Here is a 25,917-nt window from a genome sequence, read left to right on the forward strand (position 1 = left end):
GCCGGACCGCGGCGCCGGACGGCGCGGGCCGGTGCCCTGCGGGAGTCGCAGGGGCACCGGCCCGGGGTCGTCGTCCGTACGACTACTTGCGCAGATCCTTGCGCAGGATCTTGCCGGAGGCCGACTTCGGGATCGCGGCGATGAACTCCACCTGGCGGACCTTCTTGTACGGGGCCACCCGCTCGGCGGTGAAGGCCATCACCTCGTCCGCGGTCAGCTCCTGGCCCTCCTGGAGCACGACGAACGCCTTCGGCACCTCTTCGCCCTCGTCGTCGTGCGAGCCGACGACGGCGACGTCGGCGATCTTCGGATGGGTCAGCAGCAGGGCCTCCAGCTCGGCCGGCGGCACCTGGTAGCCCTTGTACTTGATCAGTTCCTTGAGGCGGTCGACGATCGTGATGCAGCCGCTCGCGTCGACGGTCGCCATGTCGCCGGTGTGCAGCCAGCCGTCGGCGTCGATGGTCTCGGCGGTGGCCTTGTCGTTGTTCAGGTAGCCGGCCATCACGTTGGGGCCGCGCACCCACAGCTCACCCGGCTCCGAAACACCTTCGGCGGGGATGTCGATGTCGTCGCCGGTACCCGGGTCGACCAGCCGGTTCTCGGTGTTCGGCACCGGCCAGCCCACCGACGACAGGGGAGCCAGCACGCCGCGGGTGTTCTCGCCGCCGTCGAACGGGATGATGTGGCTGACCGGCGACAGCTCGCTCATGCCGTAGCCCTGCAGCATCCGCAGGTTCAGGCGCTCGGCGACGGCGTGGCCCAACTCGGCGTCGAGCGGTGCCGCGCCGGAGAGCATGGTGTGCACCGACGACAGGTCGTACTTGTCGACGATCGGGTGCTTGGCGAGGGCGACGGCCACCGGCGGCGCGATGAACGCGTAGGTGATCTTGTGGGTCTGGATGCCCTCGAGGAACTCGATCATGTCGAAGCGCGGCATCACGAAGAGCGAGGCCCGCGCCTTGAGCGCCGCGTTGAGCAGCACGGTCATGCCGTAGATGTGGAAGAAGGGCAGCACCGCGAGGACCACGTCGTCCGGGGTCATCCCGTTGAGCGGCTCGATCTGCGCCACGTTGGCCACCAGGTTGCGGTGGGTGAGCATGACGCCCTTGGGGTTGCCGGTGGTACCCGAGCTGTACGGCAGGACCGCGAGGTGGGTGGCCGCGTCGAACGACACGTCCGGGGCGCGCAGCCCGGCGCCGAGCAGGTCGGCGGCGTTCGGGTGACCGCTCGCGGCCTGCCCCTCGCCGTCGAGAACGATGATGTTCGCGTCGTCGATGCCGACCTCGCGCGCGGCCTCGATGGCCTGCGGCGACAGCAGCGAGATGGTGACGATCATCTTGGCCTTGGAGTCGACCAGCTGCTTGGCGATGTCCTTCTCGGTGAACAGCGCGTTGAGCGTGGTCGCGGTGCCGCCGCTGCGGAGGATGCCGTGGAACACGGTGGCGAACGCCGGGATGTTCGGCGACAGCACGGCGACCACGTCGCCCACGCCGATGCCGCGGGCGGCGAGCGCACCGGCGGCCGCGTCGATCTGGCCGATCAGCTGGCGGTAGGTGGTGGTGGCGCCGGTCTTGGCGTCGATCAGGGCGACTCGGTCGAGATCACTCTCGGCGATCGAGCCGAAGAGGAAGTCGTAGACGCTGACATTCGGGATCTCGACGTCGTCGTACGGATTGCGAAAGCTCATGGGCCCTCCATCGGTGGTGTGCGGAGCAATGGTAGCAATGGTGATTGTCACGGTTTCGGTGACGGCGGCCACCCGGCGCCGCGGCAGATCATCGGGTATGTCCGATTCTGCCTCGGGGTGGTTCTACTCGTCGTCGTCGGCGTCCCCGCCGGGTGACGCCTCCTCGATCCTGGCCGGAGCCGCACCGTCGAGCGGGCCGATCTCGGGCAGTTTGTCCTCGTCGATCAGATGCTCGAAGGCGAGCAGATTGACCATCGACTCGCCGCGCGCCTTGCGCCAGGCCCACTCGCGGTGGATCGAGGTGAGGAAGCCGATCTCCAGCAGCTTGTTGAAGTCGCCGTCGGCGGACTCCAAGACCTGACCGAGCACCCGGTCCACCTCGTCGCGGGTCAGCGCGTCGGTGGAGATCCGGCCGACCAGATACACGTCGCCGATGTTGTCGAGGGTGTAGGCGACGCCGTACATGCGCCGGTTCTGCAGGAGCAGATAGTGATAGAACGACGCGAAGTTCTCGTCGGCCCGCCGGCACACGAAGGCCTCGACCCGCACCCCGTGCACACCAGCGGTCAGCAGCACCGTGGTCTTGAGCTTGCGTTCGCCGGGCAGTTCCACGACGACGTGTTCGGCGCGCGCGCTGCCGGAGTCCTTGCGCACATAGTCGATGCCGGATTCGGTGAGCGCGGCCTCGAGCGCCGCCAGGTTCTGTTGCGCGGTTGCGGTCATCCTGCCATCCTCGGTCGGTTCTTGAGCCAGCTCCGCCGCAGCCGTCCGGTCGGAGTCCAGCGGGGGCCCGGGCGGAACCCGGAGAGCGCGGCGCTGTACGAATTCAGCAGCGCGTCGGTGGTGTGCTCCCAGGAGAAGCGGGCGGCGTGCCCGGCGGCGGCCGCGCCGAAGCGGGTCAGCCGCGCCGGGTCGCCGAGCAGGTCGGCCAGCTGCGCCGTCCACTCGTCGATGTCGTGCCCGGCGACGAGCCGGCCGGTCACCCCGTCGTCGACGGCGACGCCCAGGCCGCCGACGTTCGCCGCGATCACCGGCACCCCGCACGCTTGCGCCTCGACGGCCACGAGCCCGAAACTCTCCGAGAAACTGGGCACCGCGACGAGATCCGACGCGCGGTACACCTGCGCGAGCACCGCCGGCGACTGCGGCGGACGGAAGACCACCCGGTCGGCGACACCCAGGTCACGGGCGAGCTCGGTCAGCACCGTCGGCCGCTCCAGTCCGGTGCCGGACGGCCCGCCCACGATCAGCAGTTTCCGCCGCCCGGTCGGATCGGACCTGATCAGCGGGGCCATCGCGGCGAGCAGCACGTCGGGAGCCTTCAGCGGCTGGATGCGCCCGACGAAGGTCACCAGGACATCGCCGTCGTCCAGACCCAGCGCGGCCCGCGCCGCCGACTTGTCTCCCGGGGAATAGCAGTCCAGGTCCGCGCCGGGCACCACCACGTCGATCTTGTCCGGGTCGGCCCCGTAGTGATCGACGAGTTCGGCGAACTCGGTGGCGGTGTTGGCGATCAGCCGGTCGGCCTCGTCCACCACCTGCTGCTCGCCGATCACCCGGCCCATCGGCTCGGCGGTGTCACCCCCGGCGAGAGACGCGTTCTTCACCGCGGCGAGGGTGTGCGCGGTGTGCACCAGCGGAACCTTCCAGCGATCCCGCGCCAGCCATCCGACCTGGCCGGAGAGCCAGTAGTGCGAATGGATCAGGTCGTAGTAGCCGCCGGGCTCGGCGGCCTCGGCGCGCAGCACGTTGGCCGAGAAAGCGCACAGCTGGCCGGGCAGATCACGCTTGTCGAGGCCGTCGAACGGCCCGGCCACCACGTGCCGGACCAGCACGCCCGGGGCGGCGTGCACCACCGGCGCATCATCGGACGACGTCGCCCGCGTGAAGATCTCGACCTCGATCCCGCGGCGCGCCAGGCGGGTCGCGGTCTGCCACACGTAGACGTTCATTCCACCGGCATCGCCGATACCCGGCTGCGCGAGGGGCGAGGTGTGCACCGAGATCAGCGCGAGGCGTCGCGGCCGCAGTCCACCGGTCATGGATCCAGCCTATGGCATGTCGCCCAAGTCTCTTTCCGGTCCTCGGCGCCCCGGCCCCACCGCGAACGTCTTCCCCGGGCACATCTATGCACGGTTGGAGATTAGTGGTGCACCGCACCTCTCCCTAGACTGCTGTCAGCAACGATTGTCATTATCGGAAGGTTCGGACTCGCTGATGAAAGCCACCCTCACCCGGCGCGTCGCGCTGCGTCGTCTCGCCGCCACCACTCTGATCGCCGCGACCGGCTTCGCCGCCGTCGCCTGCGGCAGCGACAGCGAGGTCCCGAAGGAGACCGACAACCCGACCGTCGTCGCCTCCACCGACGTCTGGGGCTCGGTGGCGAGCGCGGTGGTCGGCGACCACGGCACCGTCACCTCGCTGTTCCACTCGCCCGGCTCCGACCCGCACGAGTTCGAGCCGTCGATGGCCGACACCGCCAAGATCGAGGACGCCGACGTCCTGGTGTTCAACGGCCTCGACTACGACGCCTACATGGAGACGGCCGCCAAGAACTCCAAGGCGTACAAGGTGAACGCCGTCTCGCTGCTCCCCGGCGGCGCGGGTGACGCCACCCAGGACGACCACGACCACGGCGACGAGGGCCATCACCACGACCACGGCGGTGTGAACGAGCACGTCTTCTACGACCTCACCGTCGTCGGGAAGGTGGCGGACCAGACCGCCGAGAAGCTCGGCAAGGTCTCCCCCAAGAACGCCCAGTACTACAAGGACAACGCCGCCAAGTTCAACACCGGGATCACCGGCCTGCGCGATCGGCTGGCCGCGATCAAGGCCCGCCACGACGGCGCGAAGGTCGCCGCCACCGAGCCGCTGGCGGGCTACCTGCTGACCGAGGCCGGCCTGGTCGACGTCGCCCCGGCGTCGTTCACCGCCGCCGTCGAGGACGGTCAGTCGCCGTCGGCCGCCGACGTCGCCAAGTTCAACGATCTGCTGACCGGCCGCCAGGTCCGCGCCCTGATCTACAACACGCAGGCCGTCGATCCGGCGACCGAAGCGCTGCTGAAGGTGGCGCGCACGTCGAACGTTCCGGTGGTCCAGGTGACCGAGTCGCTGCCCGCCGGTGTCACCGACTATCTTGCGTGGCAGTCCGCGCAGATTCAGCAACTGGAGCAAGCACTCAACGCATGAACCCCGTCATCGAGTTCTCCGGGGCCACCCTGGCCATCGGCGACCGCGTCCTCTGGCACGACCTGAACCTGGACGTGCGACCCGGCGAGTTCATCGCCGTGCTCGGCCCCAACGGCTCGGGCAAGACCACCCTCCTGCGGGCGATCCTGGGGCGGCTGCCGCTGACCTCGGGATCGCTCGCGGTGCACGGCCGACTCGGGTACGTGCCGCAGCAGCACGCCGACGACTCCGACACGATGGCGCTGCGCGGCCGCGACCTGGTCGGCTTCGGCGTCGACGGCGCGTCGTGGGGCATCGGTCTGCTGCGCCGCACCGAACGACGCCGGCGGATCGACGCCGCCGTCGCCGAGGTCCACGCACAGGACTTCGTGGATCGCCCGTTCGGGCTGCTCTCCGGCGGCGAGCAGCAGCGTCTGCGTATCGCGCAGGCGCTCACCGACGATCCGGCGGTCCTGCTGTGCGACGAGCCGCTGGCCAGCCTCGATCTGCGGAATCAGCGCACGGTCGTCGATCTGCTGGACGAACGTCGGCGCCGCCGCGACACCGCGGTGCTGTTCGTGACGCACGAGATCAATCCGGTCCTGCCGTTCGTGGACCGCGTCCTCTACCTGGTCGACGGCCGGTTCCGGATCGGTACCGTCGCCGAGGTGATGAACTCGGCGACGCTCTCCGAGCTGTACGGCAGCCGCGTCGAGGTGATCGAGGTGGCCGGCCGCCTGGTGGTGGTCGGCGGCGAGGGCGAGCACTATCACTGCGAGGAACACCCCTACGACGAGAACACGGAGGAGCCCCGGGTGATCACCCGATGACCACGTACACGGTGGCCGCCCAGATGGGCCAGTTCTGGAACTTCTCGCAGACCGGCGATCTCCTCTCCCGCACCTTCGTCCAGCAGTCGCTGTTGGCACTGGCCCTCCTCGGACTGGTCGGCGGCCTGCTCGGGCCGATGATCGTGTCCCGGCAGATGAGCTTCGCCGTGCACGGCGCCTCGGAGCTGAGCTTCACCGGCGCGGCCGCGGCCCTGCTCGTCGGGATCAACGTGAACCTGGGCGGCGTGATCGGCGCGGTCGTGGCCGCCGCCGTCTTCGGCTGGCTGGGCAACCGTGCGCGTGAACGCGACTCGGTGATCGGCGTGGTGATGGCCTTCGGGCTCGGTCTCGGCGTGCTGTTCCTGCACCTGCACGGCCGTACCGGCACCGGTTTCGCACTGCTGACCGGCCAGGTGGTCAGCGTCGGCTCCGGCGGCCTGCTGGCGGTCGCCGTCACCGCGGCGGTGGTGGTCGCGGTTCTCGCGGTGATCTATCGCCCGCTGCTGTTCGCCAGCCTCGATCCCCGGGTGGCGACCGCGTCTGGTGTCCCGATGCGCGGCCTGTCGGTGGTCTTCGCCGTGCTGGTCGGCCTCGCCGCCGCGCAGGGCGTGCAGATCATCGGCGCGCTGCTGGTGATGTCGCTGCTGATCACCCCGGCCGCCGCGGCCGCACGCCTCACCGCTTCGCCGGCCAAGCAGGTCGGTCTGTCGGTGCTGTTCGCGCTGATCGCCTCGGTCGGCGGCCTGATCCTGTCGCTGGCGCCGGAACTGCCGGTGTCGGTGCTGGTCACGACCATCTCGTTCGTGATCTATCTGATCTGCCGCGCGGTGGGCATGCGCGCCCGCGACTGAACCGAGTAGCGGGCCCGGCTGACCGTACTGTGACGTCCAGGCAGTACCGGCACTCTCGCCACCCGCACCGACCACGGCGTTTCCGTTCGGGTCGGCCGTCCGCGGCGAAGTTACGTCACGGTTGGGACAGATTCGTCAGGCGCTCCTCGGCGAAGCCGGGATTGCAGCGGGTGGCGATCATCTCGGCCACCCCGACCACCGGCCGGTTCGGCTCCAGATTCCAGCTCGCCTTGTTCGGATCGACGAGCCGGGCGAACACCCAGTGGCAGTCGAACTGCGCCCGCATACCCGGGCCGCCGCCGTCCGGAGCGAGCGCCAGCACCTCGCGCCACGCCGCATCCGGGACGCCCCAGCCCGTCGCACGGCGGCCGGCCGCGGTGGGACGGATCTGCAGGCTCGGCCCGGTCGGCAGCGTCACCCACGTGACGGCGGCGACGTAGGGACCGGGACGGGTGGCCGGCCACGGCAGACCGGGGAAACCGCGCTCCCCGGAGTTCCCGGCCCGGTAGGCGTCGAACTCGGCGGCCAGATCGCGCTGCTGCTGGGTCCGCGGAACGGCAGCGGCGGGCGCGCCGACCACCACCGGCACGCCCACGAGCAGCCCGCAGGCGAGAAGGCCGCTCACCACGCGGCCGGACAAGGTTCGCATCGATCTCACTTCGTCCCCACATCGTCCACCAGGAAAATCTGCAGAAACGGTCTCACGGCCGAGCGGTCGACACGCGGGATTCGGCCGAACCGCCGGCCGTCACTCCTCGGCGAAACCGGGGTTGCACCGGGTGGCGATCATCTCGCTCTGCGACACCACCGGCCGGCCCGGTTCCAGATTCCAGCTGGGCTTGTTCGGATCGACCAGCCGCGCGAAGGTCCAGTGACAGTCGAACTGGGCGCGCATACCCGGGGTGTCGGCGTTCGGTGACAGTTTCAGCACCTCGGACCAGGCCTCGTCCTGCGTGCCGTCCCCGGTGACCGTGCGGCCGGCCTGCGTCGGGTGGATCTGCAGGCTCGGGCCGACGGCGGTCTGCACCCACTCGGTGTAGTCGATGTACGGCGGCGGGAGACTGGGCGGCGTCGACGTGGACGGATACTCCTCGGACTCGGCAGCACTCGTCTCGGACGACGGCGCGACGGCGCTCGTCGACGACGTGGCGGGCGACGATGCCGGCGCCGAAACCGGGCCGGAGTCCGACCCGCAGCCGGCCAGCAGTGCGGCCGCCGCGGCGAGTGGCACCGCGACGGCGACGAACCTCGACCGGCGCACGTTCACGAGTTCCGCAGTTCCAGGTGGACTCGTTCCCAGGCGGCGCGACGGGCGCCGTCCGGGTCGTCCTCGACGGTCACCGGGTGATCCAGCACCAGCACGCGGCGGTCGTCCGCGCTGTATCGCGGCCAGTTCTCCGCGGGCACTCCGGTCCGGGCGAACCACGTCCACATCGACTGCATGGTGCCGGTGATGCGCTTGGTGGAGAACCAGCTTCCAGCAGCGGCCAGCCCGATGCCGATCGGGTGCCGGTAGACGCCGAAGATCGCGAGCAGTTCGGTGGCGTGCGTGGCCCCGATTCCGGTGAGTTTGAGCGCGCGGACGGCGTAGTCGTACCGGTAGACGTACGTCGGCGAGTGCTTGGCGTGGTTCTCGGCGAAGATCATCGTCGGGATCCAGAACACCGCATCCGCCGACAGCCGCACCTGATCGCGGGTGCCCGGATAGAGCCTGGTCAGCTCCTCGCGGACCTCCGGGTCGTGCACACCGACCAGGTAGTGCGTGGGCTCGGGCAGGATGCTCCAGAACCGGGCGAACAGCTCGCCCTCGTCGCGGTTGCTGCCGGCGATCAGCGGCACGCGGTGCGTCGTCCCGGCGCGGGCGGCGTCGACCGGGGCCAGCGGCAGATAGTCGCCGTCGACGGCCGGCGCGAACGGCATCGGGTCGGACAGTTCGGCGTGCTTGGTGAACCCGAGGAGCCGGTTCCCGGCGGCGAGCAGCGCGTACGGGTCGGCATCGTCGATGAGCGCGGCCACCTTCTCCGGGGACATCGGCGGTTCGGTGCGCTGCGGCCCGCTGCGCCGTCCCGGGTTCTCCAGCTGACGCACGAATTCGTCGGCGAGGACGGCACGGTTCTCCTCGTGCACGACGAGCTCGGCGGCCGGGCTCTGCGCGATCGCCCGCGAGAAGAGCCCCTCGGCGGCCGGGGTGGACAGCAGGGTCAGCACCGCCGCACCGCCCGCGCTCTCGCCGAAGACGGTCACTCGGTCCGGATCACCGCCGAAGGCCGCGATGTTGCGCTGCACCCACTCCAGCGCGGCGACCATGTCGCGCAGGCCGCAGTTGCTGTCGAACCTGCGCTCGGGCGTCGAGTACTCGGACAGGTCGAGGAAGCCGAACGGCCCGAAACGGTAGTTCACGGTCACCACGATCACGTCGCGGGCCCGGGCCAGGAACGACCCGTCGTAGATGGGCGTCGACGATCCGCCCAGCACGTAGGCGCCGCCGTAGTTGAAGACCATCACCGGCCGCGGCGTCGCCGACACCGTGTCCGGCGCGAAGACGTTGACCGTCAAGCAGTCCTCGCTGCGCGGCTGGAACGTCCCGTCGGCGCGGGCCGTGAAGAGCTTGTCCTGGATCGGCGAGAAGCCGTAGTCGAAGCACTCGAGCACGCCGTCCCACGGCTGCACCGGCTGCGGGGCGCGCAGCCGCAACGGCCCGACCGGCGGCGCCGCGTACGGGATGCCCAGCCACGACACCGTGCCGCGCCTGCTGCGCCGGCCCCGCTTGCCGTCGACCGTGCCCTCGACCGTGTCGACCGTCGTGTCCATCTGCGTCATGGACACCAACCTTATCGCCGGACGATGACAGCCTCCCAGCCGTCTCCGGCGTTCGTGATACGCGCCGCACGACACCGCCCGCGGGACGCACGACACCGTCCCGATCGGGGCGGGCCTACCATGAAGCAATGGCCATCACCAGCGTCGATCTGAACGCGGATCTCGGCGAAGGCATCGGCGACGACGCCGCCATGGTCGCCCTCGTGACCAGCGCGAACGTCGCCTGCGGCTTCCACGCCGGCACCCCTTCCCTGCTGCGCCGCACCTGCGCGGAGGCGGTCGCCGCCGGGGTGCGGATCGGCGCGCAGGTGTCCTATCCGGACCGGGACGGATTCGGCCGCCGCTTCATGGAGATCGAGCCCGACGACCTGGTCGCCGATGTGCTGTTCCAGATCGGCGCGCTGTCGGAGATCGCCCGCTCGGTGGGCGGCACCGTCGACTACGTGAAACCGCACGGCGCGCTCTACAACGCGATCGTCGGGCACCGGGAGCAGGCCCGGGCCGTGGTGTCCGCGGTGGCGCAGGCCGGGCTGCCGCTGATGAACCTGCCCGGGTCGGTGGCACTGGAGTTCGCGGTGGCCGCGGGCGTCCCGATCCTGACCGAGGCCTTCGCCGATCGCGCGTACACCCCGCAGGGCACGCTGGTGCCGCGGACGACGCCCGGTGCGGTGCTGACCGACACCTCCGCGATCGCCGAGCGGGTGGTGCGGCTGGTGACCACCGGCGAGGTCACCGCCATCGACGGCACCGACGTGGCCGTGCACGCGGACTCGGTCTGCCTGCACGGCGACACCCCCGGCGCCGTCGAGCACGCCCGCGCGGTACGGGCCGCGCTGGAGGCCGCGGGCATCGACGTGCGCGCCCGATGAGGGCCGAACGGGCGACGGCGGGCATCGCCGCCGGGTTCGCCGCGTACGGCATCTGGGGTGTCTTCCCGATCTACTTCGACGCCCTGCGCCCGACCGGCCCGTGGGAGATCCTCGCCAACCGCATCGTCTGGACCGCGGTCTTCTGCCTGATCGTGCTGGCGCTCTCCCGCGACTGGGCGTGGCTGCCGCCGCTCGTGCGCCAGCGCAGGCTGATGATCGGCGTGACCCTGGCCGCGCTCCTGATCGCCGTGAACTGGGTGGTCTACGTCGCCGCGGTGACGTCCGGGCACACCAGCGATGCCGCCCTCGGCTACTTTCTGAATCCGCTGGTCACCGTGGCGCTCGGGGTGGTCGTGCTGCGCGAGCGATTGCGGATGCTGCAGTGGATCGCGGTCGGGATCGGCCTGATCGCCGGCGTCTATCTGTCGGTGGCGGGCGGGTCGTTCCCGGTGACGGCGCTGACCCTGGCGACGTCGTTCGCCCTCTACGGTCTGGTGAAGAACCGGGTCGGCGCGACGCTGCCCGCGCTGCACAGCCTGAGCCTGGAGACCTTCATCCTGCTGCCGATCGCCGCGGGCATCCTGGTCTTCATCGCGGCCGACACCGGGCTCGACTTCGGCCGTCACGGGCCGGTCCACGCCGGGCTGCTCGTGTTCAGCGGCGTCGCGACCGCCGTCCCGCTGCTGCTGTTCGCCGCCGCGGCCCGCCGGATTCCCCTGACCACCGTCGGCCTGATCCAGTTCATCACCCCGGTGATCCAGCTGATATGCGCGGTGACCATCCTCGGTGAGCACGTCACCACGGCTCGCTGGATCGGCTTCGCGATCGTCTGGGTGGCGCTGGTGGTGCTGACCGCCGACGCCCTGCTGGCCGGTCGTCGACGCTCCCGCGCCCGCCGGATCTCCGAGTGCGAGGAACTGCCGGGCTGAGCGCGCGGCGCGTCGAGCTTTCGACCAGGTCAGGCGATCCGTTCGACACGGGGGCTGTCAGACGGCCCATTGAGCCGTCCCGAGCCCGCAGGGCGCCCTTCGACGCCGCGTCGTCGCGTGCGGTTCCCGAGTATGACAACGGCACTGTGGGCGGTCACGCGGGCATATATGGATCGTGGCTCGCTATGGTGCCGTTGTCGTGTGAGGCCCCCGTCCACCTCCTGGGTCCCTCCGACTCGTTCCAGCCCGATGAGTCGTTCCCGAACCCGCCCATCCCCTTAAGCCGATCCGAGCCCGTCCGGCCCGTTGCGTCGTTCCGGGCCCCGTCCAGCCCGTTGAGCCGATCCGAGCCCGCAAGGGCGCCCTTCGGCGCCGCGTCGTCGCACGCTCCGCCGCGCCAGCTCAGGACCCGGAGCGTGTCGAAACGCCCCCGGGTCAGGCGGAGGCGATCCGGCGCTGACGGGCGAACTCGGCGAGGACCACGCCCGCGGCGACCGAGGCGTTGAGGCTCTCCACATCGCCGGCCATCGGGATCGACAGGATCGAGTCGCAGTTCTCCCGGACCAGGCGCGACAGGCCCTTGCCTTCCGAGCCCACGACCACCACGGTCGGGCCGGTGCCGTCGTAGTCGTCGAGGGTCACATCGCCGTCGGCGTCGAGTCCGACGATCTGGCAGCCGGCCTTGGCCCACTCCACCAGGGTGCGGGTCAGATTCGGGGCCTGGGCGACGGGCAGCCGCGCGGCCGCGCCGGCGCTGGTCCGCCAGGCGACGGCGGTCACGCTGGCGCTGCGCCGCTGCGGGATCAGCACGCCCTGGCCGCCGAACGCGGCGACGCTGCGGATCACCGCGCCGAGGTTGCGCGGGTCGGTGATGTTGTCCAGCGCCACCAGCAGCGGCGGAGTCGGCGAGGCGAACGCGTCGGCCAGCAGATCGTCGGGATGGGCGTAGGTGTACTCGGGCACCTGGAGCGCGAGCCCCTGGTGCAGTCCGTTGGTGGTGAGCCGGTCGAGTTCGAGCTTGCTCGCCTCCAGGATCGCGATGCCCATGTCACCGGCGGTGGCGACGGCCTCGCGGACCCGGTCGTCGGCGTCGATCGTGGTCATCACGTAGAGCGCGGTGGCCGGGACGTCCGCGCGCAGGCACTCGACCACGGGATTGCGGCCGACCACGTACTCCGGGCCGCCCTCACCGCGCCGGCTGGTCTTGCGGTTGGCGACGGTCTTCGTCTTGGCCGCGGCCTTCGCCTTCTTGTGGGCGGGGTGATAGGTGCGGTCGACGGCCTTCGGCGTCGCGCCGCGGGCTTCCAGACCGCGACGACGCTGGCCGCCGGAACCGACGACCTGCCCCTTCTTGGAGCCACCCTTGCGGACGGCTCCCTTGCGCTGCGAGTTGCCTGCCATGTCAGGAGTCCTTCTCTGCCAGCGCCCACTGGGCGCCGTCGGGGGTGTCGGTCACTTCCACGCCGGCCGCGGCGAGGCGATCGCGCACCTCGTCGGCGACCGCCCAGTCCTTCGCCGCGCGCGCCGCGGCGCGTCGTTCCAGTTCGGCGCCGACCAGCACGTCGAGCGCGGCGGTCGCGGCCTCGTCCACGCCCGCCGACGCCCAGTGCGGGTCGAGCGGGTCGGTGCCCAGGATCGCCGTCATACCGCGGACCTGCGCGGCCAGTTCCCGCGCCCGCTCACCGTCGCCGGCCTCCAGCGCGGTATTGCCCTCACGCACCGTGTTGTGCACGACGGCCAGCGCGGCGGGCACACCCAGGTCGTCGTCCAGGGCCGCGGCGAAATCGGCGGCGACACCGCCGATCCCGACCTCACCCACCCGGTCGACGACGCGCTGGACGAACGACTCGATGCGCCGGTAGCCCGCGGCGGCCTCGTGCAGCGCGCCATCGGAGTACTCCAGCATCGAGCGGTAGTGCGCGCTGCCGAGGTAGTAGCGCAGTTCCACCGGGCGGACCTTCTTGAGCATCTCCGGGATCGCGACCACGTTGCCGAGCGACTTGCTCATCTTCTCGCCGCTCATCGTCACCCAGCCGTTGTGCAGCCAGTAGCGCGCGAAAGCGTCGCCGGCGCCGTGCGCCTGGGCGATCTCGTTCTCGTGGTGCGGGAAGATGAGATCCATTCCGCCGCAGTGGATGTCGAACTCACCGCCGAGCAGCGACGTGGCCATCGCGGAGCATTCGAGATGCCATCCCGGCCGGCCCGGACCCCACGGCGTCGGCCACGACGGCTCCCCGGGTTTGGCTGCCTTCCAGAGCGTGAAATCGCGCGGGTCCCGCTTGCCGGTGCCTGCGCTCTCGCCCTGATGGACGTCGTCGAGCTTGAAGCGCGAGAGGCTGCCGTAGTCCGGCTGGCTGCGGACGTCGAAGTACACGTTGCCGTCGGCGGCGTAGGCGTGCCCGCGCTCGATCAGTCGCTCCATGTATTCGACCATCTGCGTGACGAAGCCGGTGGCGCGCGGCTCGGCCGACGGCGGCAGCACACCGAGGGCGTCGTACGCGGCGGTGAACTCGCGCTCGTGCGTGGCCGCCCATTCCCACCAGGGCCGGTCGTGCTCGGCGGCCTTGCGGAGGATCTTGTCGTCGATGTCAGTGACGTTCCGGACGAACAGCACGTCCAGGCCGCCGTCCGCGCGATCGGGCGAGGCCAGCCAGCGCCGCAGCACGTCGAAGGCGATACCGCTGCGCACGTGGCCGATGTGCGGAACGCCCTGCACGGTGGCACCGCAGAGGTACACGGTCGCGATGCCGGGCCGGAGCGGAACGAAGTCGCGGACCTCGCGGGACGCGGAGTCGTACAGGCGGAGAGTCACGACCTGCAATGTTACTTCAGGGCCACCAGTGCCGTCGCCACCGCGGCGATGCCCTCGCCGCGGCCGGTCAGCCCCAGGCCGTCGGTGGTGGTCGCGGACACCGAAACCGGCGCACCGAGCAATCCGGACAGCGTGTCCTGGGCTTCGACGCGCCGCGGGCCGATCTTCGGCCGGTTCCCGATCACCTGCACGGCGCCGTTGACCGGGACCATGCCGTTCTCGTCGAGGAGACGGGCGACGTGGGTGAGCATCTGCGCGCCGGTCACCCCCCGCCATTCGGCGCGATCGACGCCGAACACCGAACCGAGGTCGCCGAGCCCGGCCGCCGACAGCAGGGCGTCACAGAGCGCGTGTACGCCGACGTCGCCGTCGGAGTGGCCCGAGCAGCCGTCCTCGCCCTCGAAGAGCAACCCGACCATCCAGCACTCCCGGCCAGGTTCGATCACGTGCACATCGGTGCCGATACCGGTTCTCACGACGACTGCTCCTCCGGGTCGGGTTCGACGACATCCGGTGTGCCGCACAGCAATTCGGCCAGCCGCAGGTCGAACGGGGTGGTGATCTTGAAAGCACGTGCCTCACCGGGCACCACGACCACCGGCTCACCGAGGGCTTCGACGAGGCCGGCGTCGTCGGTCGCGTCGGCGGCACTCGCGTGGGCCCTCCGCAGCAGTTCGGCGGTGAAACCCTGGGGGGTCTGCACGGCGCGCAGCTCGGCGCGATTCGGGGTGTCGATCACGACTTCGGTGTCGTCGACACGTTTGAGGGTGTCGGTCACCGGCAGGCCGGGGACGACGGCCCCGGCACCACCGCGCAGCGCCTCGACGACGCGAGCGAACAACGCGGGGGGAGTGAGGGCGCGTGCGGCGTCGTGCACCAGCACCAGTTCGGTGTCCGGGTCCGCCGCGGCCAGGCCAGCGCGGACGGAGTCACTGCGTTCGGCGCCACCGGCGACCACCGAAACCTCCGGAAAACGCGCGCGGACGTCGTCGACCAGTTCCGGTGGCACGATCACCACCACCTGGTCGACGACGCCGCTGGCGCGAACCGCATCGATACTGCGGTTCAGCAGGGTCTGGCCGTCGAGTTCGACGAAGGCCTTGGGCCGGTCGAGCCCCAGTCTGGTCCCCTGGCCGGCCGCCGGAATCAGTGCGACGATCCGGCCCTGTACATCGTCGGTCAGGACGCCGCAGCCAGGATCTCGCCGAGGATGCTGTCGGCGCGAGCCTCGTCGGTGTCCTGGGCGAGCGAGAGCTCGTCGACCAGCACGCGGCGCGCACGGGTCAGCATGCGCTTCTCGCCGGCCGACAGGCCGCGGTCCTGCTCACGACGCCACAGGTCGCGCACGATCTCGGCCACCTTGATGATGTCGCCGGAGATCAGCTTCTCCTGATTGGCCTTGAAACGACGCGCCCAGTTGGTGGGTTCCTCGGTGTGCGGTGCGCGCAGCACCTCGAACACCTCGTCCAGCCCCTCGGCGCCGACCACGTCGCGAACACCGACGTACTCGAGCTTGCTCGACGGGATCTGCACCGTCATGTCACCGTCGGTCACCTTCAGGACCAGATACTCGACTTCTTCGCCCTTGATGGTCCGTACGACGATGTCTTCTACCCTGGCAGCACCGTGATGCGGGTAGACAACGGTGTCGCCAACTTTGAAATTCAATGTTCCGTGCCCCTTTCGAGTGTTACCAGTCTAACACGCGCCCACCGACGGAGATCTCGACGGTGCAGGTCAGGGCACTGTGCGAGGCCCGAAGCAGCCGCGTCCGACCCGCCTCCGATGCCCCGATCACCGCAGGCCATCGGCCCGCGGACACGGCCCGTCACGCACCAATTCGGGCCAATGTGGCCACCCCGTCTGACTTTTGCCGGTCGCGCCCACTACGCTGCGTAGTGAAGCGTCACGCACGACTTGCGTGGCGCGCGAGTCGACTCTCGGAGGATTCAGGTGTCAGTCTTCACTCGGACCACCCGCCGCATCGCCAAGGGCGCCACGATCGGCGCGCTCGGCATCGCGGTCGCCATGGGCACCACCGCGTGTGGAGCAGGCAAGATCTCGCAGACCAATAACCAGGATGCGGCGATCAACGGCGCCAACGGCACCATCAAGCTCGATCCGGCCGAGCAGCTCGGCGATCAGACGGTCGAGGCCGGCACCATCGCGATCCGGAATCTGCAGATCATCTACCCGGTCGACAAGGCCTCGGAGATCTGGGGCGACGGCGGCCCGTTCAAGCTGGCCTTCACCATCGCGAACGACAGCAACATCCGCACGATCAAGCTGACCGGGATCACCGCGGGCAAGGGCACCGTCCAGTTCCTGACCCGCGACGCCTCGGGCAACGTGACCCGCTCGGCGACGCCGGGCGACGCCGGCACGATGGCGCCGAACACCGCGATCAGCACCGGCAATCCGCAGGATCCCGCCAACGCGGAGGCGCTGGCCAAGGCGGCGGATGTGACCTACATCGAGGCCGAGCTGTCCGGCACCGGCGACACCGTCGCCGCGGGCCAGACCACCCCGCTGACCCTGCACTTCGACGTCTACGACCTCGGCAAGGGCGGCGCGGCGCCGACCAAGCTGGGCCCGAAGCAGAAGACCATCGAGGTCCCCGTCGACGCCAGCGCGCTCGACCGCCAGGACGTGGTGCGCGACGCCCAGCCGGCGGAGCAGGAGGGCGAGGGCGGCCACTGAGCCCCTTCCCATCGCTCGTCGCCGCGGGCCCCGATCCACACCGGATCGGGCCCCGCGGTCGTCTCCGGCCCTGTCGGAGGCGGCCACTACAGTGAGCGCGTGGCGAAGACGAAATCGGTGTACCGGTGCGCGGCCTGCGGATACCAGGTCCCCAAGTGGGTCGGCCGCTGCCCCGAGTGCGGCGAGTGGGGCTCCATCGAGGAGGGCGCCCCGGCGGTCGCGGCGAGCGGCGCCGCCGCGGTGGCCCCGCGCAGCCCGGCCGTGCGCATCACCGAGATCGACGCGAACGCCGCGGGCGCCGTCCCGACCGGGATCGGCGAGTTCGACCGGGTCCTCGGCACCGGCGTGGTGCCCGGGTCGGTGATCCTGCTGGCCGGCGAGCCGGGCGTCGGCAAGTCGACGCTGCTGCTGGAGACCGTCAAGCACTGGGCGCAGGCCGGCCGGACCGCGCTCTACGTGACCGGCGAGGAATCCGCCGGACAGGTGCGGCTGCGCGCCGAGCGCACCGACGCCGTGCGCGAGAACATCTTCCTGGCGTCGGAGACCGATCTGGCCACCATCCTCGGGCATGTCGAACAGGTGCGGCCGACGCTGCTGATCGTCGACTCGGTGCAGACGGTGGTCGCGACCGGAACCGACGGGGTCACCGGCGGCGTCACGCAGATCCGCGCGGTCACCACCGCCCTGGTGTCGCTCGCCAAGAACAGCGGCGTGGCCGTCGTGCTGGTCGGACACGTCACGAAGGACGGGAACGTGGCCGGTCCGCGATCACTGGAACACCTGGTCGACGTGGTGCTGTCGTTCGAGGGCGACCGGCATTCGTCGCTGCGGCTGATCCGCGGCATCAAGAACCGCTTCGGGGCGTCCGACGAGGTCGGCTGCTTCGAGCAGCGCAGCGACGGTATCCACGAGGTGGCCGATCCGTCCGGGATCTTCGTCCAGGCCCGCAACGGGCCGGTCGCCGGCAGCGTCAACATGGTGGCGATGGACGGACGGCGCGCGATGGTCGGCGAGATCCAGGCGTTGCTGCACAAGACCGAGGCGCACAATCCGCGCCGCGCCGCGTCCGGGCTCGACACCGCGCGGATGGCGATGATGCTGGCCGTCGCGGCCAAGCACGCCGGCGTCCGGGCCCACGACCACGAGGTCTATCTCTCGACCGTCGGCGGCATGCGGGTGACCGAGCCGGCCGCCGATCTCGCGATCTTCCTGGCGCTGGCGTCGTCCAAACACGATTCCGCACTCCCGGACGGGACCGTCGCGATCGGCGAGGTCGGGCTCACCGGCGAGGTGCGCCGGGTGTCGTCCACCGCCCGCCGGGTGGCCGAGGCCAAGCGCCTCGGCTTCACGCACGCGATCATCCCGGCCGGGTGCGGCGAGGAGATGCCGCGCGGCATCCGGGTCACCGAGGTCAACACGCTGGCCGAGGCCGCCGCCGCGGCGAGGATCCGCAGCGGCGGCGGCCCGGCCGGGGACGACGATCACGACGAGGCACCGTTCTGAGGGCGCCTCGCCGTCGCCCGTTCGCCGGTCAGTACGACGGTTCCGGAATCTCGTCCTTGCCCACCTCGATGTGGTAGTTGACGTCGGTGCCCTCGACCGCGGTCACGGTCGCCGTGACCGGCAGCCACGAACCGCCCGATTCCAGCGCGCACTGCTGCGTCGCACCCACCCGCGCCTCGAGGTTCCCCGCGCAGCGCACCTGGTCGGGAGTCTGCCCGACCGTCTCGGTGAGCTGATCGCGAACGCCCGCGGCGAGCTTCTCGGTGCTCACCGCGGGCGCCGTCGAGGTGGTCGTCGTCGACGCGTCACCCACGCTGACATGTGCCTCGCACCCGCTCAGCGCGACGGCCGCCGCGACCAGTCCGGCCAGCGTGATCCCCTTGATCGCCTTCTTCATGTCGCACCACTCCGTCCACTTCGGCGTCCCCGACGATCGGAGACGGTCGACTATTGGACGGGTGCGGCGACCGGAAATGTTCCCCGCTATCCGGAGACCTGCTCCGGGTGATCGGCCTTGATGTCCCAATTCACGGTCTTGCCGTCGACCTTGGTCACGGTGGCGGTGTAGTCGACCCAGCGTCCACCGCCGACGTCGACCTTGCACTTCTGCGTCGCGCCCACCTCGCCCTTCAGCCCGCCGTCACAACGCACTTCGGGCTTGTGCTCGGGATCCAGCGCCAATTGCGTCGATGATCCGTCTTCGAGTTGCTTCTGCGACAGCTCAACCGATGTCGAGCACCCGGTGATGGCGAGGACGACGGCGGCGACGGCCGCGATACCGGCCCGGCTGACAAGACGATTCATGGCACTGCCTCCTGAGGATCGAGTCAGTGCCAAGTATCGCCGCGACGGCACGGAATCGGCGCGGAACGGAGCTTTCCGGCGGCTACCGCGCCACCTTCACCGCGGTGTCGCGGTACCGGGAGAAATGCTCGCGGACGTCGATCGTGACGAAGATGCCGTGCGCGGCCGCGACCGGCCGCTCGGGGTCGTCGAGGTGGGCGGTGGCGCGCAGGTAGACCTTGCGTCGCTCCTTGGCGAGCACCTCGCCCCGGAAGTGCAGGGTGGACCCGAGCGGAATGGGCTCGGCGAAGTCGATCTCGAGGTGGGCGGTCACCACGCCCGCGCCGATCAGCAGCGGCGCGGTGCCGAGGACCTCGTCGAACGCGGCCGCCAGCAGCCCGCCGTGGATCACACCGGGTCCGCCCTGCATCCACGGCTCGACCTTCATCGACGCGGTCACCGTGAAGCCCTCCCCCGCCACGACTCGCACACGCAGTCCCACCGGAGCGTCGTCGCCGCAGGCGAAGCACAGGGAGTGATGCAAGCGGATCTCTTCGCCCGCGGACGGCGCCTTCGGGTGGCGCGTCATCGGTTCGGGGTGTGCGGGCAGATCGAGGGCGTCGTTCACATCGGGCTACGCTAATCCATGTGGCTGTGCGACGGCCGCGCCGCCCGCGAACCGAAAGACGACGATGACCCTGAGCGAGCCCACGTCCGACGAGACGCGGTCCATGCTGCGCCGGGTGGCCCCCGGCACGGGGTTGCGCGACGGCCTGGAGCGCATTCTGCGCGGCGGGACCGGCGCGCTGATCGTCCTCGGCTACGACGAGGACACCGAGCGGCTGTGCGACGGCGGTTTCCACCTGGACGTCGAGTTCGCTCCCACCCGGCTGCGCGAGCTCGCGAAGATGGACGGCGCGGTCGTGCTCTCCGGCGACGGCACCCGGATTCTGCGCGCCAACGTGCAGCTGGTGCCCGACCCGACCATCCCGACCGTCGAGTCGGGTACCCGCCACCGCGCCGCCGAGCGCACCGCGATCCAGACCGGAACGCCGGTGATCACGGTCAGTTCATCGATGTCGATCGTCAGCCTGTACGTCGGCGGCAACCGGCGCGTCGTGGAGAACCCGGACGCGCTGCTGTCGCGGGCGAACGTCGCGCTGTCGACCCTGGAACGCTACAAGGCCCGGCTCGACGAGGTCAGCGCTCAGCTCTCCCGCGCGGAGATCGAGGATTACGTGCTGCTGCGCGACGCGTGCAGCGCCGCCCAGCGGATGGAGATGGTGCGCCGTGTCGGCGTCGAGATCGAGGAGTACGTGCTGGAACTCGGCGTCTACGGACGTCAGGTGGCACTGCAACTCGAGGAACTGAGCAGCGACAACGACATCATGCGCGAGTTGCTGGTCCGCGACTACCACTCCAGCCCCGAGGCCCCGAACACCGAACAGGTCCGGCAGATCCTGGACGCGCTGGAGAACCTGTCGAACGTGGACCTGCTCGATCTCACCCTGGTCGCCGGCGCCTTCGGCTACCCGACGAAGGTCGAAGCGCAGGACCTCCCGATGAGCCCGCGCGGCTACCGGCTGCTCGCCCGGATCTCCCGGTTGCAGTTCGGGCACATCGACCGGCTGGTCCGCGAGTTCGGGACCCTGCAGGCCCTGCTCGCGTGCAGTGCGGCCGACCTGCAGGCCGTCGAGGGCATCGGAAGCATCTGGGCCCGCCACATCCGCGAGGGCCTGTCCCGGCTGGCCGAGTCGAGCCTGGAACGTTTCGACTAGCTACTGCTGCGCCGGGGCGACGACGTTGAAGGTGATCGGCGCCGACTCCTTGGCACCGATCTTGGCGATCGCCTGGTAGGCGCCGACCGGGATCGCGACGCGCGGCTTGTTGCAGCCCGGGTTGCTGGTGGTGCCCGACCAGGTGAGGGTGTCGGTGACCTGCTGGCCCGGTGCGAGGACCTGCTCGTTCACCGTCTTGTCCGGGGCGCAGTCCTGCGCGGTCCACAGGGTACGAGTGCCGTCGAGCGAACGGACGACGACGTTCTGGCTGGCCTTGCCGACGTCGCGCGAGCACGCGGCCAGACCGGCGTTGGTGACGACGATGGTGAACACCGGCTGATCACCCTTGGTGTAGGTGGGCTTATCGGTGTAGAGCACCACCGAGATCGCCTGATCCGAGCAGGGAACCGTGCCCTGGCCGTCGGTCGGGGGCGTCTGCGCACCGGCGGCCGGATCGCTCGACGACGGCGGCGCGACCGGCGTGCTCTCCGGCTGCTGGCCGTCGCCCGGCTTCGGCGCCGCGGAGCTGTCCCCGGTGGGTGCGGGTGCGACCGGCGTCGTGCCGGTGGCCGACGAGGTGGCGGCGGTGTTGGCGGCCTTGTTGTCGCCGCTTCCCCCGGAGCCGGCCCACACGATCAGCCCGACGACCACCGCGATCGCGACCACCCCGACGGCGATGGCGAGCAGCCGGCGCCGCCAGTACACCTCGGGAGGCAGCGGTCCTTGTGGTTCGATCACGCCTGCCACGGTATCGCCGCACGCCAGAGGCCTCGCCGACCTGCGGCGGCGTGTCGCGAGTTGCCGGCACAGATCACAGCTTCACCTCAGGCGCGCGGCGCGGCCGAGCGGCTATTCTCCGATGTCGCCGATCTTCCCGGACATGCTGACCTTGCCGTCCGCGAGGTGGTAGTTGAGGCCGACGATCGCGAGCTTCCCGGCCTCGACGCGCTCCGCGATGATCCGGCTGCGCTCCATCAGCAGCTTGCCGGTCTCGTTCACGTGGCGCGCTTCGAGTTCGTCGACCCTGGTCAGGCCCTCGCTGCGACCCGCGATGACGCTCGGCGCCACCCGCTCGACGATGCTGCGGACGTAGCCGGACGGCAGTTCGAGCTGGTCGAGCGCGCGCAGCGTCGCCGAGATGGCACCGCAGCTGTCGTGCCCGAGCACGACGATCAGCGGCACGTCGAGGATGTCGACGCCGAACTCGATGGAGCCCAGCACCGACGAGTCGATCACGTGCCCGGCGGTGCGGACGACGAACATGTCGCCCAGCCCCTGGTCGAAGATCACTTCGGCGGCCACGCGCGAGTCGCCGCAGCCGAACAGCACGACGTGCGGCGCCTGGCCGTCGATCAGCTTCGCGCGGTCGGCGATACCCTGACTGGGATGTATCGACTCGCCCCGGACGAAACGCTCGTTGCCCTCTTTGATGACTTGCCAGGCCTGTGCGGGGGTGAGATTCTTCATGACTTCTAGTGTTACACCGCCCACATGCGACGACGTGAATGCGGGCCACTGGAACCGGGCGATTCTGGACTGGTTCCGTCTGGTCCGGCGCGATCTGCCGTGGCGCGCGGCCGGCGTCTCCGGCTGGCAGATCCTGATCAGCGAGATCATGCTGCAGCAGACCCCGGTGTCGCGGGTGGTGCAGCCGTGGCAGAGCTGGGTCCAGCGGTGGCCCGTTCCGTCCGCGATGGCCGCCGAGACCGGCGGCGAGGTGCTGCGCGCCTGGGGCAAGCTGGGCTATCCGCGCCGCGCCCTGCGCCTGCACGAGTGCGCGAAGGTTCTCGCCGCGGAGCACGACGACGTGGTCCCCCACGATGTCGGCACGCTGTTGGCACTGCCCGGCATCGGCGACTACACCGCCCGTGCCGTCGCGTGCTTCGCCTACGGCCAGGCGGTACCGGTCGTGGACACCAACGTGCGACGGGTGATCGCCCGCGCGATCCACGGCCGCGAGCCGGGAAACCCGTCGAAGGCGGACCTGGCCGATGCCGAAGCTCTGCTGCCCCGCGATTCGGCCGGTCTCCCGACCACCGAGGCGCCCGAGTTCTCGGCCGCCCTGATGGAACTCGGCGCACTGGTCTGCACCGCGCGGAACCCGAAGTGCGAGGTGTGCCCCGTCAGCGACTCCTGCCGGTGGCTGGCGCGCGGGCGGCCCTCGTACGACGGTCCGGCGCGCCGCACCCAGAAGTACGAGGGCACCGACCGGCAGGCCCGCGGCCGGCTGCTGGACGTTCTGCGCGGCAGCTCCGGCCCGGTCGAACGACCTGCTCTCGACATCGCGTGGACCCGGGATCCCGCCCAGCGCGACCGCGCCCTCGATTCCCTGCTCACCGACGGCCTGGTGGAGCTGACCGACGACGGCCTGTTCTGCCTCGCCGGCGAGGGATAGCCCCGTGGCCGTCCCCACTGCGGCGTACGAGCCCGAGCCCGTCGGTCCCGCCGGGGACGAGCATTTCGACGGAGCTCAATGTGAACTTCACGGGAAGCCGTGTCGAAATCCAGCCGCGCCGATCCGGAAGTCGCCCGAGTCCCAGCACATGTCGCGGCGTTTCGACTCGGAACTCCGCTAACGCTCCGTTCCGGCTCAACGGGCTTCAAGGGCCGTCGGACTCCTTTTTCAGCGGATTCCTAACGCTCCGTTCCGGCGGGGCGGGCTTCAAGGGCCGTCTCACCCGTATTTCAGCAGTCTCCAAGCGCTCCGTTCCGGCATGGGCGGGCCGTCGTAGGCCGCCCGCCCATCATCGCGGCACCGACCTCGGCGCAAGGCCACTTCGCGAGGCGTCACCAGCGGCCCTCTTCGAACCGACCGGCCAGCAGCCACGGCGCTGAGCCATGTCAGGGGGCGGCGGACGGCCGGGGTCGAATTCGAGCCCTCCGCAGCCCATCTAGCAGGCAGCGAGCCGGCTCGAGTCCAGTAGCGAGGACTGCCGAGAATCGACCCCGGCCGTCCGCCGCAGCCACTCAGGCAGACACAGCGCCGGAGACGGACAGGATCCAGGCGAGCTCGAAGGCCGCCTCCTCCCATTGCCGGTACCGCCCGCTCGGCCCGCCGTGGCCGCCGTTCATCTCGGTGCGCAGCAGGACCGGCTTGCCGGACGTCGTCGACTCCTGAAGGCGCGCGGCCCATTTCGCGGCCTCGGTGAAGAGGACCCGGGTGTCCTGGAACGACGTCAGGATCAGCATCGCCGGATACGGCAGCTCGGCGACGTTCTCGTACGGCGCGTAGCTGCGGATATAGGCGTAGATCTCCGGGTCGTGCAGAGGGTCGCCCCACTCGTCCCATTCGGTCACGGTCAGCGGCAGCGACGGATCCAGGATCGAGGTCAGCGGGTCGACGAAGGGCACCGCCGCCAGGATTCCGCCGAACAGCTCGGGTGCCAGATTGGCGACCGCGCCCATCAGCAGACCGCCCGCCGAGCCGCCGTCGGCCACCAGCTGTCCCGGCGTGGTCACCCCCGTCTCGACGAGGTGCCGGGCGACGGCGACGAAGTCGGTGAACGTGTTCTTCTTGGCCAGGACGCGGCCCTCTTCGTACCAGTCACGACCCATCTCGCCGCCGCCGCGGACGTGCGCGGTCGCGACCGCGACACCCCGGTCCAGCAACGACAGCGCCTGCACCGAGAAGCCCGGGTCGGAGCTGATCTCGTACGCGCCGTATCCGTTGAGCAGCACCGGCGCCGGCACGCCGCGGTCGGCGTCGGCCCGCCGCACGATCGACACCGGGATCCGGGTGCCGTCGTCGGCCACGGCCCACTCGCGTTCGGCGACGTAGTCGGCCGGGTGGTACTCGCCGAGCACGACGGCCCGCTTCAGCAGCGTCCGCTCGCCGGTGCTCACGTCCAGGTCGAGTACCTCGGTCGGGTCGACGTAGCTGCCGTAGACGATCCGCAGGTGCGGGGTGTCCCACTCCGGATTGGGTCCGAGGCCGACCGAGCACAGCTCCTGGTCGAAGGTGACCGGCACGAAGTCGTCCGCGCCGGGCAGCGCGTCGCGCCCCCGCAGGTCGGCGATCGCGAGCCGCGGCAGCGCGTCCTCCCGGTACGACAGCACCAGATAGTCGGCGAAGCAGTCGACGTCCTCGATCCGGAACGACGGCCGGTGCGGCAGCAGGTTCCGGCGCGCGGACGGGTCGTCGACCGGCATCACGTCGACGGCGAAGTCCACGGCCTTGACGCCGTCGATCTCATCGTTGTGCACGATCAGGAAGTAGTCGCGGCCACCCAGCCGGGCGTGCTCGGCGTTGTACTCGACGCCCTCGGTACGACCGGCGACGCTGGTGAACTCGCCGGTCGGGTCGTTCATGCTCAGCGCGAAGATCTCGCTGGTCAGCTTGGAGCCGGCCGCGATCATCAGGTATTCCTCGCTGTGGGTGGCGCCGAAGCCCACCCAGTAGCGCTCGTCCGGCTCGTGGAACACCCGGACGTCGTCGGTGCCCGATCCGGTTCGATCGGGCCCGCTCGCCGCATTCATGCTGAGCGAAGTCGAAGTGCTCCCGGCGCCCACGGTGTGGCGCCAGACGGTGTCGGGACGCCAGGCGTCGTCGACCGTCAGGTAGAAGAGGTACTTCGCGTCCTTGGACCAGGTGGCCCCGCCCGCGGTGCCCTCGATGACGTCGGGCAGCAGTTCGCCGGTCTCCAGGTCCTTGATGCGGAGCGTGTACCGCTCGTCGCCGACGGTGTCGGTGCTGTACGCGAGCCAGCGGCCGTCGTGGCTCACCGAGTGCGCGCCGAGCGAGAAGAACTCGTGCCCCTCCGCCTCGACGTTGCTGTCGAACAGGATCTGCTCGCCCTCGATGGGTCCGTCGCCGGCGATCTCGGGCGGCGTCCAGTCGTCGTCACCGGCGATCGGACGACGGCACCGGATCCCGTACGACTTCCCCTCCTCGGTGCGCACGTAGTACCAGAACCGGCCCGAGCGCACCGGCACCGACATGTCGGTTTCCTGTGTGCGGGAACGGATCTCGTTGTAGATGTCGCTGCGCAGCGGGGCCAGCGACGCGGTCTGCGTCTCGGTGTACGCGTTCTGGGCTTCGAGGTAGGCGACCACCTCGGGATCGTCCTTGTCACGCAGCCACTCGTAGTCGTCGACGAAGACGTCGCCGTGGTGCTCGCGGCGGGCGGGGATCTTCTTCGCGACGGGTGGGGCAGACGACGTTTCGACTCGGTTCGTCACTTCGTT

At 70.3% G+C, this 25,917-nt stretch carries 26 protein-coding genes; 9 read left to right on the top strand and 17 right to left on the bottom strand.

All coding sequences use genetic code 11. The features are described 5' to 3' along the window. Window positions 1-82 precede the first annotated feature (82 nt). The 3 genes from ACSEEN_RS10440 to mshA form a co-directional block, all read right to left on the bottom strand. Entirely contained in the window at window positions 83-1,687 is a 1,605-nt protein-coding gene (locus ACSEEN_RS10440; protein WP_247865165.1) for an AMP-binding protein, read from the bottom strand. A 123-nt stretch (window positions 1,688-1,810) separates the two neighbouring features. Then, complete coding sequence (locus tag ACSEEN_RS10445) at window positions 1,811-2,410, bottom strand: type III secretion system chaperone family protein (RefSeq protein ID WP_440713129.1); 600 nt, start codon at window positions 2,408-2,410, stop codon at window positions 1,811-1,813. Next, window positions 2,407-3,729, bottom strand: a complete 1,323-nt coding sequence (gene mshA, locus ACSEEN_RS10450; RefSeq protein WP_440713130.1) for a D-inositol-3-phosphate glycosyltransferase — start codon at window positions 3,727-3,729, stop codon at window positions 2,407-2,409. Before mshA ends, ACSEEN_RS10445 begins: the two co-directional genes overlap by 4 nt. Window positions 3,730-3,904: 175 nt before the next feature. Between mshA and ACSEEN_RS10455 the strand changes: the two genes are divergently transcribed. Genes ACSEEN_RS10455 through ACSEEN_RS10465 form a run of 3 tightly spaced genes read left to right on the top strand, consistent with a single transcriptional unit; the run spans window position 3,905 to window position 6,539 of the window. Beyond that, a complete protein-coding gene (locus ACSEEN_RS10455) occupies window positions 3,905-4,879 on the top strand; it encodes a metal ABC transporter solute-binding protein, Zn/Mn family (protein ID WP_440713131.1) in 975 nt (324 codons plus the stop codon). Continuing rightward, window positions 4,876-5,688, top strand: coding sequence for a metal ABC transporter ATP-binding protein (locus tag ACSEEN_RS10460; protein ID WP_440713132.1), 813 nt, complete (start codon window positions 4,876-4,878; stop codon window positions 5,686-5,688). Before ACSEEN_RS10455 ends, ACSEEN_RS10460 begins: the two co-directional genes overlap by 4 nt. Further along, window positions 5,685-6,539 carry a metal ABC transporter permease gene (locus ACSEEN_RS10465; protein WP_371307199.1) on the top strand — a complete coding sequence of 285 codons (855 nt, stop codon included), beginning with the start codon at window positions 5,685-5,687 and terminating at the stop codon, window positions 6,537-6,539. Before ACSEEN_RS10460 ends, ACSEEN_RS10465 begins: the two co-directional genes overlap by 4 nt. Window positions 6,540-6,654: 115 nt before the next feature. On the opposite strand, the gene ACSEEN_RS10470 is transcribed toward ACSEEN_RS10465, so the two are convergent. From ACSEEN_RS10470 to ACSEEN_RS10480, 3 genes are all read right to left on the bottom strand, one after another. Beyond that, window positions 6,655-7,188 (bottom strand): DUF2599 domain-containing protein, encoded by a 534-nt coding sequence (locus tag ACSEEN_RS10470; protein WP_298442784.1) that lies wholly within the window; start codon window positions 7,186-7,188, stop codon window positions 6,655-6,657. A gap of 99 nt (window positions 7,189-7,287) precedes the next feature. After that, on the bottom strand, window positions 7,288-7,806 hold the full coding sequence (locus ACSEEN_RS10475) for a DUF2599 domain-containing protein (protein WP_349306143.1): 519 nt from the start codon (window positions 7,804-7,806) through the stop codon (window positions 7,288-7,290). Further along, a complete protein-coding gene (locus tag ACSEEN_RS10480; protein WP_247865172.1) occupies window positions 7,803-9,359 on the bottom strand; it encodes a carboxylesterase/lipase family protein in 1,557 nt (518 codons plus the stop codon). Before ACSEEN_RS10480 ends, ACSEEN_RS10475 begins: the two co-directional genes overlap by 4 nt. Window positions 9,360-9,487: 128 nt before the next feature. On the opposite strand from ACSEEN_RS10480, the gene ACSEEN_RS10485 reads away from it, so the two are divergent. Next, window positions 9,488-10,228 carry a LamB/YcsF family protein gene (locus ACSEEN_RS10485; protein WP_247865173.1) on the top strand — a complete coding sequence of 247 codons (741 nt, stop codon included), beginning with the start codon at window positions 9,488-9,490 and terminating at the stop codon, window positions 10,226-10,228. Further along, a complete protein-coding gene (rarD, locus tag ACSEEN_RS10490; RefSeq protein WP_440713133.1) occupies window positions 10,225-11,157 on the top strand; it encodes an EamA family transporter RarD in 933 nt (310 codons plus the stop codon). Before ACSEEN_RS10485 ends, rarD begins: the two co-directional genes overlap by 4 nt. Before the next feature lie 435 nt (window positions 11,158-11,592). Here rarD and rlmB read toward each other — a convergent pair whose 3' ends face one another. The 5 genes from rlmB to ACSEEN_RS10515 are packed head-to-tail and all read right to left on the bottom strand — an operon-like array spanning window position 11,593 to window position 15,637. Next, window positions 11,593-12,558: a 23S rRNA (guanosine(2251)-2'-O)-methyltransferase RlmB gene (gene rlmB / locus ACSEEN_RS10495; RefSeq protein WP_247865175.1), complete on the bottom strand. Its 966-nt coding sequence runs from the start codon at window positions 12,556-12,558 to the stop codon at window positions 11,593-11,595. A 1-nt stretch (window position 12,559) separates the two neighbouring features. After that, a complete protein-coding gene (gene cysS, locus ACSEEN_RS10500) occupies window positions 12,560-13,969 on the bottom strand; it encodes a cysteine--tRNA ligase (protein WP_440713134.1) in 1,410 nt (469 codons plus the stop codon). A gap of 11 nt (window positions 13,970-13,980) precedes the next feature. Continuing rightward, complete coding sequence (gene ispF, locus ACSEEN_RS10505; RefSeq protein ID WP_247865177.1) at window positions 13,981-14,445, bottom strand: 2-C-methyl-D-erythritol 2,4-cyclodiphosphate synthase; 465 nt, start codon at window positions 14,443-14,445, stop codon at window positions 13,981-13,983. Further along, window positions 14,442-15,152 (bottom strand): 2-C-methyl-D-erythritol 4-phosphate cytidylyltransferase, encoded by a 711-nt coding sequence (gene ispD / locus ACSEEN_RS10510; protein ID WP_440713157.1) that lies wholly within the window; start codon window positions 15,150-15,152, stop codon window positions 14,442-14,444. The genes ispF and ispD overlap by 4 nt, the downstream gene beginning before the upstream one ends. Further along, window positions 15,149-15,637: a CarD family transcriptional regulator gene (locus ACSEEN_RS10515; protein ID WP_247865178.1), complete on the bottom strand. Its 489-nt coding sequence runs from the start codon at window positions 15,635-15,637 to the stop codon at window positions 15,149-15,151. Before ACSEEN_RS10515 ends, ispD begins: the two co-directional genes overlap by 4 nt. 285 nt (window positions 15,638-15,922) lie before the next feature. Between ACSEEN_RS10515 and ACSEEN_RS10520 the strand changes: the two genes are divergently transcribed. Both ACSEEN_RS10520 and radA read left to right on the top strand, forming a co-directional pair. Next, complete coding sequence (locus ACSEEN_RS10520; RefSeq protein ID WP_247865179.1) at window positions 15,923-16,669, top strand: copper-binding protein; 747 nt, start codon at window positions 15,923-15,925, stop codon at window positions 16,667-16,669. 99 nt (window positions 16,670-16,768) lie between these two features. After that, on the top strand, window positions 16,769-18,172 hold the full coding sequence (gene radA / locus ACSEEN_RS10525; RefSeq protein WP_371307203.1) for a DNA repair protein RadA: 1,404 nt from the start codon (window positions 16,769-16,771) through the stop codon (window positions 18,170-18,172). Window positions 18,173-18,200: 28 nt separating this feature from the next. Here the strand turns inward: radA and ACSEEN_RS10530 are convergent, their stop codons facing one another. The 3 genes from ACSEEN_RS10530 to ACSEEN_RS10540 form a co-directional block, all read right to left on the bottom strand. After that, a complete protein-coding gene (locus ACSEEN_RS10530; protein ID WP_440713135.1) occupies window positions 18,201-18,569 on the bottom strand; it encodes a DUF4333 domain-containing protein in 369 nt (122 codons plus the stop codon). Window positions 18,570-18,655: 86 nt separating this feature from the next. Further along, complete coding sequence (locus ACSEEN_RS10535) at window positions 18,656-18,976, bottom strand: DUF4333 domain-containing protein (protein WP_371307205.1); 321 nt, start codon at window positions 18,974-18,976, stop codon at window positions 18,656-18,658. Window positions 18,977-19,058: 82 nt separating this feature from the next. Then, complete coding sequence (locus ACSEEN_RS10540) at window positions 19,059-19,544, bottom strand: PaaI family thioesterase (RefSeq protein WP_440713158.1); 486 nt, start codon at window positions 19,542-19,544, stop codon at window positions 19,059-19,061. A 103-nt stretch (window positions 19,545-19,647) separates the two neighbouring features. Between ACSEEN_RS10540 and disA the strand changes: the two genes are divergently transcribed. Then, window positions 19,648-20,733: a DNA integrity scanning diadenylate cyclase DisA gene (gene disA, locus ACSEEN_RS10545; RefSeq protein ID WP_247865183.1), complete on the top strand. Its 1,086-nt coding sequence runs from the start codon at window positions 19,648-19,650 to the stop codon at window positions 20,731-20,733. Here the strand turns inward: disA and ACSEEN_RS10550 are convergent, their stop codons facing one another. Together ACSEEN_RS10550 and ACSEEN_RS10555 are read right to left on the bottom strand one after the other, a co-directional pair. After that, window positions 20,734-21,471 (bottom strand): hypothetical protein, encoded by a 738-nt coding sequence (locus ACSEEN_RS10550; protein ID WP_247865184.1) that lies wholly within the window; start codon window positions 21,469-21,471, stop codon window positions 20,734-20,736. 111 nt (window positions 21,472-21,582) lie between these two features. After that, on the bottom strand, window positions 21,583-22,200 hold the full coding sequence (locus tag ACSEEN_RS10555; protein ID WP_247865185.1) for a carbonic anhydrase: 618 nt from the start codon (window positions 22,198-22,200) through the stop codon (window positions 21,583-21,585). Here ACSEEN_RS10555 and ACSEEN_RS10560 point away from each other — a divergent pair. Then, on the top strand, window positions 22,199-23,128 hold the full coding sequence (locus tag ACSEEN_RS10560; RefSeq protein WP_440713136.1) for an iron-sulfur binding domain-containing protein: 930 nt from the start codon (window positions 22,199-22,201) through the stop codon (window positions 23,126-23,128). The genes ACSEEN_RS10555 and ACSEEN_RS10560 overlap by 2 nt on opposite strands. A gap of 572 nt (window positions 23,129-23,700) precedes the next feature. On the opposite strand, the gene ACSEEN_RS10565 is transcribed toward ACSEEN_RS10560, so the two are convergent. Continuing rightward, the gene (locus tag ACSEEN_RS10565) at window positions 23,701-25,911 is read right to left on the bottom strand and encodes a S9 family peptidase (RefSeq protein WP_440713137.1); all 2,211 of its coding nucleotides are present in this window, start codon (window positions 25,909-25,911) and stop codon (window positions 23,701-23,703) included. Window positions 25,912-25,917: the final 6 nt, after the last annotated feature.

The sequence above is a fragment of the Gordonia marina genome (genome assembly GCF_052036135.1).
In the GTDB taxonomy this organism is placed as follows: Bacteria; Actinomycetota; Actinomycetes; order Mycobacteriales; family Mycobacteriaceae; genus Gordonia.